We start from the raw sequence: 11826 nt of genomic DNA, 5'->3' as shown, positions 1-11826 counted from the left end.
GCCATCGACTCTTTCCCCTGTGACAGCAAGCAGGGGCCTAGGCGGCCCCGCCGCCCCGCAGCAAGGCTGCCGTCCTCATCGGGGGGATGCGGCGCAGCCGCTCAGGGGGCTAGCCCTCTCCGTTAATCCATGTCTTGACGATGTTCGCCACCGCGATCGGGTTCTGCTTGGCCAGATGACGGGCCTGCTCCAGCCGCTCCTGCTCCTTGGTCGGCGACAGCTCCTTTGCCGGGGCGGGCAGAGCCGGTCGATCCAGCGCCTCGGCTTCAATGGCGTTGAGCTGGCCGCCGGGGCCGGTCTTGCGTCCCTTGAGCAGGGGGCGAACCAGGCCCAGCAGCACCAGCGCACCAAACAGCGCCAGCGCAATCGGCACGCCCAGGCTCCTGGCCATGGCCTGAACCTCGGGGTCACGCCACATCGGCAGCTCGGCCGGCGCGGCACCGCTGTCCACGAAGGGCGCGCTGACCAGATTCACCGAGTCGCCACGATCGGCGCTGTAGCCCACGGTCTCGCGCACCAGCGTGAGCAGTTGCTCCTGCTGCTGCGCCGTCAGGGGACGCAGGCCGGAGCTGACTGCGGCTGCCGTTGCCGCTGTGGCCGCATCGGTGCCCGCCGCTGCGGCCAGAGGTGCATTGACCACCACCGCCGCCGTCAGGCGCTTGACGGTGCCGGTGCTGCCGCGTGTGACCCTGACGGTCTTGTCCACCTCGTAATTGGTGATGGACTCGCGCTTGCTGCCCTGGCCATTGCCCTGGCCTGCGCCCGCGGCCTGCGGTGCGGGGTTGGCACCGTTGATGGGCGCGGTAGAGTTCTGAGGCGGCTGGTTGCTGGTCGCGCCCGGCACGCCGGTCGGTGGAGTGGCCGTCTTCTCGCCATTGGTCTCCATGACCTGCTGGCTGCGCACGGCCCCGCCGTCGGCCGACTGGTTGGGACGATGCTGTTCGGAAGTCGATTCGGTCTGGCTGAAGTCCAGCTCGGCCGACACCTGGGCCTTCACATTGTTCTTGCCGACCACGGGCTCCAGAATGTCCAGAATCCGGCGCACATATTGCTGCTCCACCTGCTGGGTGTAGAGAAACTGCTGCATGTCCACGCCGCCGGCATTGCCGTCGGGCGACTGGGACAGCAGCTTGCCGGTGTCGTCCACCACGCTGACGGCCGAAGGCTCCATCTCGGGAACGCTGGAGGCCACCAGATGCACGATGCCCGCGATCTGCGCACGGTCGAGCATGCGTCCCGGATGCAGGCTCAGCAGCACGGAAGCCGAAGGCTTTTGCTGCTCACGGAAAAATCCGTTCTGATTGGGCAGGGCCAGGTGCACGCGGGCGCTTTGCACGGCATTGAGCGCCAGGATGGACCGGGTCAGCTCGCCCTCCAGGCCGCGCTGAAAATTGAGTCGCTCCTGGAACTGGGTGATGCCGAACTTGCTGTTCTCCATCAGCTCGAAGCCCGTCACCGACCCCTTGGGCAGACCTTGCGTAGCCAGCTTCAGGCGCACGTCATGCACGCGGTCTGCGGGGATGAGGATGGCGCCACCGCCCTCGGTGTACTTGTAGGGCACGTTCATCTGCGTCAGCTGCGCCACGATGGCGCCGCCATCCTTGTCGCTGACGTTGGAGAACAGCATCTTGTAATCAGGCTGGCGATAGAACACCGCCGCCGCCACCAGGCCTACGGCGACCAAGGCCGCCAGCGCGCCCCAGCGAAGACGTTGGCCACGATCGAGCGCATTCCAGCGCTGCGCAAGCGCAGGGCTGGGCGCATACGTGGCACCGGGAACGGCATTGGGGACAGGTACTTCAGCTACAGCAGACATCTTGATTCCATGGTGTCAGACCCCACACGAGGTCTAGCGTCCAGTGGATTATTCGGACTGGGGCCCCTGGCGTTCCCCCGATAAGCGAGCCGATTCACCCACTTATTGCCCGTCTGCGATCCGGCGAAAAACCTACGATCACCCCCAACTCACCAAGCCTGTTGGATAAAGATATGGACCTGAAGATCCCAGCAATCAATCCCGCCCAACTGGGCAACCAGCTCAGCAAGGTCGCAAGTGCCGGCACTGCGCCCGTGGCCGGCGGCTTTGGCCAGGCTTTACAACATGCACTGCAGTCGGTGAGCGCCGCGCAGAACCATTCCAGCCAGTTGCAGCGCGAAGTACAGCTGGAAAACCCGGCAGTCAGCCTGGAGCAGACCATGGTGGCCCTGCAGAAATCGCAGATCGGCTTCCAGGCCACGCTGCACGTGCGCAACCGCCTGGTGCAGGCCTACTCCGATGTGATGAACATGCAGGTGTGACCGGCGAGACGCCGCAGATCCTCAAAAGGCAGATTGCCCTCCAAGGCTTGCCCGCATGTCGTGATGGCATGCGGGCTTTTTGCACTCCGCACGCCTGTCAACGCCCATAAAAAAGCCTGATCCACTCGAAGGATCAGGCTTTCCGGTCTGAAACGCTTACCGGCAAAGCGCAGGCAGCATTATGTTCAGAAGCCAAGACTGGCCAGCAGATCATCCACCTGGGACTGCGAGGTCACCACGTCGGCCGTTTTCTCCGGATCCACCACAGGGCCGGCCAGCTTCGGCTGCAGGGCCTCCACCGGGGCCAGGACCGGTGCCTGCGCAACGTCCGGCGAAGTCTGGATCAGCAATTCCAGCAACTGCGACTCCAGATCGGCCGCCAGCGCTACCACGCGTGCAATCACCTGGCCGGTGAGATCGTGGAAGTCCTGAGCCATCATGATCTCGGTGAGGTGGCTATTGGTCCGCTCCGTGGCCTCTTCCACCTCCTGCAGATAGTTCATCACGCGCCCCTTGGCCACGGCGGCCACAGGATCCTGGATGAGCTCTGCACGCATGGAACGGGTACGCTCGGCCAGGGCATCCTGGTGGCTCTGCGTCACCTCGACCTGACCGAGCACCTTGTCGGCAGCTTCCCCCGTCAGGCGGGCGATATAGGACAGGCGGCTTTGCGCATCGGGCAGCTCCCCTGCACTGCCGCGCAAACGATCCGCATAGCCCAGCTCATTGAGCGAGTTATGCAACTGGCGCGTGAGCACGCCAATCTTGTAATGGACGTTGGCGGAAGCCTGGTCGCTACTCATGGCTCAGAGGTCGAGTTTCTTGATGATGAGATTGACCTTCTCTTCCAGCGTAGCCTTGGTGAAGGGTTTGACGATATAGCCGGCTGCACCGCCCTGGGCAGCAGCCACGATATCTTCCTTGCGGGCTTCGGCGGTCACCATCAGCACCGGCAGGTGCTTGAGTTTCTCATCCTGCTTGATTTCGCTCAGCAGCTGAAAGCCGTTCATGTTCGGCATATTGATGTCGGTCACCACAAAGTCGAACTTGCTAGCACGCAGCTTGGTGATGGCAACCACACCGTCTTCGGCCTCATCGGCATCGGCAAAGCCACTCTCCTTGAGCAGATTGCGCACGATGCGGCGCATGGTGGAGAAGTCGTCAACAATCAAAAATCGCAGGGCATTAGCCACGAGAGGCCCTTTCGGTCGGAATAGGTGCGTGGGAACAAGTTTTCAGCCGTGATGGTAACAATTTGTCAACCTCATGGCGTTGGACGTGCATTGTCAGGCTTTTCGACAGTCTCCGTGGCAACTTCAGGGTTTGTTACAACAAACTCTTCCTTGGCATCCAGGGACTGCCTGTCGACAGCGCTGGGGGCTGCGCGACGGACCTTGGGTTGGTTGATCGTGCTGGCAGCCTCTTCGGCGCTGGCCACGCGCTCCGTGCTGCGCTCCTTGTCGTTGCCCAGCACGCGGCGCTCGGCCTCCTTGGTCAGCACGGTGATCGTGATTCGGCGGTTCTGCGCCGCACGAGGCTCCTCGGGCAGCAGCAGATCGCTGCTGGACATACCCACCACGCGCGCCAGCTTGTCCAGCGGCATGCCGGCGGCCACCAGCTCACGACGCGATGCATTGGCACGGTCAGCCGACAGCTCCCAGTTGCTGTAGCCTCGATCGGCATTGCCGTAAGGTGCGGCATCGGTGTGTCCCGAGAGACTGATGCGGTTTTCGGCATTGCCCATGGCCGCACCGATCTCGCGCAGGATGTCGCGCATATAGGGCTTGACCACGGCACTGCCGCTATCGAACATGGGGCGGTTCTGATCATCGACGATCTGGATCATCAGACCGTCATGCGTGATCTCCGTGCGAATCTGCGATCGATACTCGTTCAGGCGCGCATTGTTGGCAATCATGCTGTCCACCTTGGCCTTGAGCGCGTGCAGACGCTGTGCATCGCGCGCCGACTCCTCGGCCCGGCCCATGGCCTGGCTGGAGCGGCGGTTGGCATTGTCTTCGGACTCCGAGCGGCGCACCTGGCCGTGCACCTTGGAGAGGTCGTTGCCGCCGCCCGGCACGATGCTGGAGCTGTTGCCCGCACCGCTGCCGCCCGACATGGCCACCTTCAGCGGCGAATTGAAATACGCTGCAATCCCCTGCAGCTCGCCCTGGGCGGTCGAGCCCAGCAGCCACATCAGCAAAAAGAAGGCCATCATCGCCGTCACGAAGTCGGCATAGGCAATCTTCCAGGCACCGCCATGGTGGGCATGGGCGGTCTTCTTGACGCGCTTGATGATGATGGGCTGCAGCTTCTTGTCAGCCATGGCAGGGCTCCATCACGACTTCCTGGCGAGAGCGGGCACTCATCACTTCTTACCCTTGACGTGCGACTCCAGCTCCAGAAAGCCTGGACGCTCGGTGGAGAACAGCACCTTGCGACCGAACTCGATGGCCGTGCCCGGGTTGTAGCCCTGCATGCTGGCCAGCAGCGTCGCCTTGATGCATTCGAACTCCTTGGCCGCATCCTGGGCACGCTGCTCCAGCAGCGCGGCCATGGGCTCCACCAGCGCATAGGCCAGCAAGATGCCGAGGAAGGTTCCCACCAGCGCCGAGGCAATCATGCCGCCCAGCACCGCAGGGGGCTGCCCCACGAAAGCCATGGTGTTCACCACACCCAGCACGGCCGCGATAATGCCGAAGGCCGGCAAGGCGCCCGCCAGGCGATTCAGCGCCATCACCGGCGCATGGGCCTCGGCATGATGGGCTTCGATTTCGCTGTCCATCAGCGCCTCGATCTCGTGCGAGTTGAGATTGCCCGAGACCATCATGCGCAGGTAGTCGGTCAGAAACTCGACGACATGGTGGTCGGCCATCAGCTGAGGATAGTTCTGAAACACCGTCGAGGACTGCGGATCTTCCACATCGGCCTCGATCGACATCAGGCCTTCCTTGCGCGCCTTCTGCAGCAGCTCGTACAGCAGCGCCATCACTTCCATATAGCGCGCCTTGTTATAGCGCGAGGGCTTTAGCGCCGAAGGAATCGCCTTGGCCGTGGCCTTGAGAACCTTGGGCTGGTTGCTGACGATGAAAGCGCCCAGGGCGCCACCGCCAATGGTCACCATCTCGAACGGAAGCGCCTTGACAAGAACGCCCACGCTGCCGCCGTGCAGCACGTACATGCCGAAGATGCAGCCGAAGGCGACGATATAACCAATGAGGACAAGCATGGGGAGTGATTGTGGGAGAACTGGCAGGTGGAGATGGCTGAAAAAGCCCGGGGAACCCCCTTCACATCGGCATTTTTCAGCGACTTTGTAGGGCGCTGATTGAGGCACAGTGGCAAAGATGAATGCCGTCCGGCATGCGCATGCGTTCCCGCTGCGGCTTCGGACTGCCTCGAACCAGGAACCCATTATGAAATGCTGCGTCGTGATCCCCGTTGGACCGGGTCATGCCATCTTGGCGGAAAGAGCCTGCGCTTCCGTGTATCAGGCCATGTCAAAAGGCATGGGCGCGTTTTCAGCGGTCGAGGTCCTGTGCTGGGACGACAACGCCGGGCAAGGCCGATCGAGGGCCAGAAACCTGGCGGTGCGGCAGGCCGTGGCCGAGGGCGCGGACTGGATTTTCTTTCTGGATGCAGACGATCTGCTGGACGAGCGGGCTTTCGAGCAGGTTGCAGACTATCTTGAACATCATGAAGCTATCTGGGGAGCCATTCATGAATGCAGCCCCGATGGACATGGACGCCACTGCCGGCCGAACCAGGTAATGCCGATTCACCGCATTGAGGACATACTGCGAAACGATCCGTTTCTTACCCTGCAGATGGGGCATTTCGTCAAAGCTCGGATCGCGTTGGACAATCCCTTCGACGAGAACATGGATTGTGGCGAAGATTTCAAATACTATCTTCAGCTGTGGCGCCAATATACCTGCCTCAAGCTGGATCAGCCCCTCTTCTTCAATATCAGGGGCCAGCATTCAACGGGGCCACGCTCGGCATCCGGGCAAGATTGGCGCTGGATGGTGCACGATGTGTTTGCACAGTTCTGCAAGCAGAATGACGTAATCGTGGACATTGATTTTGCCGGGAGACACGCGAAGTTCCAGCTGAGCAACACCCTGGACCATATTCAGAACTATCTGGCCAACGAAACATTCTTTGAAACCAGGGAGCTGATTGAAACCCTTTACGTGCTGCCACAGAAGCCGCGCATTATGGATGTGGGCAGCAATATCGGAAACCACGCCATATTCTGGAGCTGCATCGCCGATGCCGCCAGAGTCGACTGTTTCGAGCCAGTGAAGTCCAACGCGATTCAGCTGCACAGGAATTTCGAAATCAACGGCATTGAGCCATCACGCTATCAGGTGCATGAACTGGGCATGGGCGACAGGCCATGTGCCGCGGCGCTGGAAAATTACGATATTGCCAATCAGGGGGCAAGCCGCCTGAGCCTGGCAGAGCAAGGGGCCATCCGCATTGACACGCTGGACAACCAGGTTCCCGGCGCGCCCGTCGATTTGCTGAAGATCGACGTGGAGGGCATGGAGCTGGAAGTCCTGGAGGGCGGGCGACAGCTGATCCTTCAGCATCGCCCCCTCATCCTCATCGAAGTCAGCAACGTCAACAAGGGGCGCTTCTTCTCCTGGATGGCAGACAGTGGCTACCGGGTGCACCGCAGCTTCGAGCTGGTGCATGCAAGCAATTACTTGCTATGCCCGATTGTCGAGCGACCGGACTTCTATCGCAACGGAACAGTGGCAACCCGACAGTGGCAACCCAAGACGACCTTGGCACCGCAGCAGGCAGCGTGCGGATGGTCGTTGACAGACTTCATTCAAGCGCAGGCACAGGGCCGGAAGGTTCTGGAGTTGCAGGGCGACATCCGGGCGGGCTGGCGCATGGTGGATACGGCTTCAGGCCGGGTGCTGCAACAAGGGCGCCGTTTGCGGGATATCTTGCGATGCCTGGATGCAGATGCCGGCGATTGCCTGCTTCTGGCCGAGGTGCTTCAGACACTGGAGAGCGACACTCTGCAGCAGCTGTGGGCGGAAATGCCTGCCTCACAGGTGTGGCTGCAGGGCATCATGGATTCCCGCTGGAGCCGGACATTCGAGGACGGCCATGTTTACCGGGATTCTGAAGCCTATATTCAGCAGGCCAACATGAACGGATTACGGCTAGTGAAATATCTCAAGACACCGCATAAATCCGCATTCGGCATGGATGATCAGCTGAGCAATGAAAGCAGCTTTCTGGTGTTTGCCCGATGACCCCTCCACCAGAAATCCTGCAGAAACTGTTCCGGCTCGCTGAGAATGGATATTTTGAAAACGTGGTGGAAGAGCATCTTGCCGCCATCAGCCAGTATCCGGAGCATCTTCCGCTGTACCATGCGCTGGCTTTGTACTGCGCCAAGTCGCAGCAGCTCGACATGGCCAGCGTCATTCTGGAGTCGGCGCTCCAGTTGAAACCGGATCATGCAGGCAGCTGGTTCCACATGGGTCGGATTCTGTATGAAAAAATGGATTTTCAGGGCAGTGTGGGCTGCTATCTGAAGTCCATAGAACTGGAACCTTCCGCCAAAAGCATCTTCCATTTGTCGCTTTCCCAGCTCTCGGCAGGCTACTTGGCGGACGGTGCGCAAAACTACGCGCATCGATTCTGTGACGGGGAGTTGCAGGAATTCCATCACCTCGCTCTCTGGGAGCCTTCGGAGGCATCCCGCAAGGTATTGATCTGGGCAGAGCAGGGTTTGGGCGATGAAATCATGTTCTCGCGTTTCTTCGTCTTCCTGAGAGACCTGCCCGGCGAGTTCACGGTGGAGTGCGACCGGCGTCTGCTGGGGCTGTATGCGGAAAATTTCCCCTGGCTGCGCTTTTTGCCACGCGGGCAGCCGCGGCAACTGTCCTGCTTCGATGCCCATCTGCCCTTGGGGGGCCTCTTCACACTCTGGTCAGACCGGATCAATACGCCGCCATTGATGGAGCCTGTACTGCATCCTGTGCCGGCGGTACGGCCGGAGTGGGGTTGGCTGAGGCAGCCCGGCAAGCAATATGTGGGCATCAGCTGGTTGAGCATGAACGAGGACTTCGGTGCCCGGCGCTCCGTCGCCATGCAGGAGCTGCTGTCGGCGTTCGATCCGGCGCGGCATGCCTTGGTCAATCTGCAATATCTGCCCCCCCCACAGGATCTGGAGCGGGCGCGGCAGGCCGGGTTTGAGCTCGTCAGCACGGCGGACTGCTTTGCCGATGTGGAAGGAATGGCCTGGGTCATCTCTCGTTGCGATGCAGTAGTGAGCATCGACAACACCGCCTTGCATCTGGCCGGAGCCATGGGTGCTCCGACTTATGCACTGGTACCTCATCTACCGAATTGGCGCTGGCAGGTGTGCGAGAGAAGCTGTGGCTGGTATCCACATGTTGAGCTGCTGTTCCAGACACAGCAAGACTCTTGGGATGCCGAGCTGGCGCAGTTGCGGCAGCGCCTGAGCTGAGGGAGCTTTCCATTGCTGATCCGGGCTTTGGAGCCGGGCAGCTCAGGGCACCATGCACGCTATTTGCCCGCAATCCGCCACATCGATGACTGACACCACCCTCCTGCAGCAAGCTCTGCAATTGCACGAACAATGGAAATACGAAGCCGCGAGACAGGCCTATGCACAGGTCTTGGCGCAGGAGCCGGGCCATGTTCAAGCTCTCTATGGCATGGGCCTGTTGCTGGGGCAGCACATGCTGCGCAGCGCCGAAGCCTTGCCCTACCTCGAAGCCGCCATCGACGCCAACCCCAGAGCCTTTGTTTACTGGCGTACCTATATCAATATGCTGATCCGCGAAGGACTGCTGGATATGGCGTCTTCGCTGATCGGCATGGCCCGCGAGCAAGGCATGCAGGAAATCGCGCTGGTACAACTGGAAAAAGACCTGGCACTGTCTCGCGGAGAGGAAGCAGCCGCCTTTCTGGAAGAGCAGGCGGCCTTGCTGTCCGCTCCTGCACCGAAGGTCAGGGTCGCTGCGGCGGCACAGCCCTCATTGCCGCCGGGTCCGTCGCAGGCACTCGCCCAGCTGCTGCAACAGCGCAATTTCAGCCAGGCCGATGAAAAACTGACTGCGCTGATGCGACAGTACCCGCGCAGCGCTCTGCTGTGGCATGCCCGCATCAATCTCGAGCAGGAACGGGGCCGGCCGGCCGCTGCCCTTCAGGCCGCAGCCCAGGCCGTGAGGCGCTTGCCCGAAGACGCGGGCCTGCTGTTGCTTCAGGGAGAATTGTTGCTGGAGGGCCGTCAGCCGGAACATGCCGAGTCATCTTTTCGCAAGGCATTGGTCTTACAGCCCCAATCGACCAAGATCTACTGGCTGCTGGGCGATGCCTTGTTTGCACAGGGAAAGGGAGCGGAAGCCTATCCCTGGTATGTGCATGCCTTGCTGAGGGCTGAAGATGAGGATTCTCAGACACAGGCCCAGGTGCGGCTGATCGAAGCCCTGCATGCGGACGGCCGCTCCTGGGTCTGCGCACAGTTGCTGGCCCTGCTGATGCAGCAGCCAAACCGCAGTGCCCGACTTTATCGTACCGGTGGCGATGTGCTGCGCACGCTGGGCTGGCACCTTCAGGCCGAGATGGCATACCGCATGGCCTTACAGGTCCAGCCCGGCTGGAGACCCGCGCTGATCGGGCTGCACGAAGCACTGAACAAGGATTCGAGCCGGATGGCGGAGCGCGCCACGTGCCTGCGCCAGATTCTGGCCCAGGAAGACCTGTCCGCCGAGATGCGCCTGAACATCCGCTCGGTGCTGGCGGATGTGTACTTCAAACAAGGGGATTGGAGCGCCTGCGAACAGACCCTGGATGAAATCCAGGCAGAAGACGAGACAGCTGTGCATGTGCATCGTCTGCGCTGCTGGATGGCCATGGAAAGAAACGATCTGGAAGCCATGGATGCGGCCTTGCGGGAAGCGCTTCGGTACTGGCCCGACGAGCACGATCTGATGCAGGCCCAGGCCATTTACTGGAGTCGCCGCGGCGATGTGCAGCGTGGCATGGCCCAGTATGACGCCTTGCTGGCGAAATATCCACACAGTGCGGTAGGCCATAGCGGACGCCTGCTGACCATGGCCCATCAGCCCGGAGTCTCCCCTGCACAGATCGGCGAGGCATGCCGGGCCTATGGCCGACTGATGCAGTCCCTGCACGGCGCAGCCGAGGACATCGGACATGCCAATGCCAAAGACCCGGACAAGGTGTTGCGCGTTGGTTTTGTCTCGGCAGATTTGCGCCACCACGCGGCGGCCAAGTTCTTCATGCCCGTCATGCGAGATCTGGCCGGTCGCCGGGATATGGAGTGCATTGCCTACTGCAACAACGAGGTACATGACGCCGTGACCAACGAGTTCATGGCGCTGTTCCAGCAATGGCGCGGCGTGCGGGAAATGTCCACCGAAGCCATGACGCACCTGGTGAGGGAGGACGGCATCGACATCCTCATCGACCTCAGCGGCCACACAGCGGGCCAGAGACTGGATGTTTTTGCGTGCCGGCCGGCGCCGCTGCAGCTGACCTGGATCGGCAACCCTGGAAGCACGGGCCTTCAGACCATGGATTACATGGTACTGAGCGACCTGCTGCTGGACGGCCATGCCGTGCGCCAGCAGCTCACAGAGCACATGTTGCGCCTGCCGCTGGCCTATGTGTTCGAAGGCGGCATCCATGCCGAGCCCGTGGCGCCACTGCCCGCACTGCGCAAAGGACATCTCACCTTTGGTTCCTTCAATCGACTGGTCAAGGTCAACCGCGAAGTCGTGGCCGTCTGGGCGCAGGTGTTGCGCAGCATCCCCGATGCGCGCCTGGTCATCGGCGCCTGCGAGCCATCAGGGCCTCCGGCACATCTGATCCAGTGGCTGCAGCAGGAAGGCATCGCCGCCGAGCGCGTGAGTTTTGTGGCTCGCTCCGGTTTTGCCGACTACCTGAAGGCTCATGGCGATATCGATATCTGCCTGGATACGTTCCCGTTCACGGGGGGAGTGGTCACCAACCATGCGCTCTGGATGGGTGTACCCACGCTGACGCTGGTGGGCGATCTGCTGGGTGGGCGTCAGTCCGCCGAAGTGCTGGCGCGGGTGGGTCTGGCGGGCGACTTCGCTGCGCGCGATTTGCAGGAGCTACTGAACCTGGCCCGTTACTGGAACGGCCACCTGGAGCAGTTGGCCGATATCCGTCAGGCGCTTCGCGGTGCCCTGCAAGCTCAGGAGAGCAGCCAGGCAGGCGTGGTATCGCAGGCGCTGGCCATGGGGCTGCGCAAGGCCTGGTCGCGTTGGTGCAAAGGAGAGGCAGCAGCCGATCTGTGTGTCAGTTACGAGGATCTGGGGCTGGAAGCACCTGAAACCCGGATGCAGGCACTCCTCGGGGCTGCAGCATAGGGTGGCAAAAAAGATCAAAAAACTTCTCAAGTCCGGAATCGGGGCGCCGAAAACACTCTCAGCAGATGGATGAAAGCATCCAACGCCCCTCCAGAAACCCATTGATTAC

9 protein-coding genes are annotated in these 11826 nt (G+C 61.4%); 4 read left to right on the top strand and 5 right to left on the bottom strand.

The genetic code is table 11. The features are described from left to right. Positions 1-109 precede the first annotated feature (109 nt). Positions 110-1816 (bottom strand): flagellar basal-body MS-ring/collar protein FliF, encoded by a 1707-nt coding sequence (gene fliF / locus E2583_RS09430; RefSeq protein ID WP_291595162.1) that lies wholly within the window; start codon positions 1814-1816, stop codon positions 110-112. Positions 1817-1989: 173 nt separating this feature from the next. On the opposite strand from fliF, the gene fliE reads away from it, so the two are divergent. Then, entirely contained in the window at positions 1990-2298 is a 309-nt protein-coding gene (gene fliE, locus E2583_RS09425) for a flagellar hook-basal body complex protein FliE (protein ID WP_291595161.1), read from the top strand. A gap of 185 nt (positions 2299-2483) precedes the next feature. On the opposite strand, the gene E2583_RS09420 is transcribed toward fliE, so the two are convergent. From E2583_RS09420 to motA, 4 genes are all read right to left on the bottom strand, one after another. Beyond that, on the bottom strand, positions 2484-3101 hold the full coding sequence (locus E2583_RS09420; protein ID WP_291595160.1) for a protein phosphatase CheZ: 618 nt from the start codon (positions 3099-3101) through the stop codon (positions 2484-2486). A gap of 3 nt (positions 3102-3104) precedes the next feature. Further along, positions 3105-3491, bottom strand: coding sequence for a chemotaxis response regulator CheY (gene cheY, locus E2583_RS09415; protein ID WP_003065483.1), 387 nt, complete (start codon positions 3489-3491; stop codon positions 3105-3107). Positions 3492-3562: 71 nt separating this feature from the next. After that, on the bottom strand, positions 3563-4624 hold the full coding sequence (gene motB, locus E2583_RS09410; RefSeq protein ID WP_291595159.1) for a flagellar motor protein MotB: 1062 nt from the start codon (positions 4622-4624) through the stop codon (positions 3563-3565). A 42-nt stretch (positions 4625-4666) separates the two neighbouring features. Next, positions 4667-5527, bottom strand: a complete 861-nt coding sequence (gene motA, locus E2583_RS09405) for a flagellar motor stator protein MotA (RefSeq protein WP_291595158.1) — start codon at positions 5525-5527, stop codon at positions 4667-4669. Positions 5528-5714: 187 nt separating this feature from the next. Here motA and E2583_RS09400 point away from each other — a divergent pair, with 187 nt between their 5' ends. The 3 genes from E2583_RS09400 (at position 5715) to E2583_RS09390 (ending at position 11717) form a co-directional block, all read left to right on the top strand. Continuing rightward, complete coding sequence (locus tag E2583_RS09400) at positions 5715-7577, top strand: FkbM family methyltransferase (RefSeq protein WP_291595157.1); 1863 nt, start codon at positions 5715-5717, stop codon at positions 7575-7577. After that, positions 7574-8800, top strand: coding sequence for a hypothetical protein (locus tag E2583_RS09395; protein ID WP_291595156.1), 1227 nt, complete (start codon positions 7574-7576; stop codon positions 8798-8800). Before E2583_RS09400 ends, E2583_RS09395 begins: the two co-directional genes overlap by 4 nt. An 85-nt stretch (positions 8801-8885) precedes the next feature. Next, positions 8886-11717: a tetratricopeptide repeat protein gene (locus E2583_RS09390; protein ID WP_291595155.1), complete on the top strand. Its 2832-nt coding sequence runs from the start codon at positions 8886-8888 to the stop codon at positions 11715-11717. Positions 11718-11826 lie beyond the last annotated feature (109 nt).

Source organism: Comamonas sp., from assembly GCF_009360615.1.
Classification (GTDB): Bacteria; Pseudomonadota; Gammaproteobacteria; order Burkholderiales; family Burkholderiaceae_C; genus Comamonas.
This window is presented reverse-complemented; position numbering and strand designations above follow the sequence as displayed.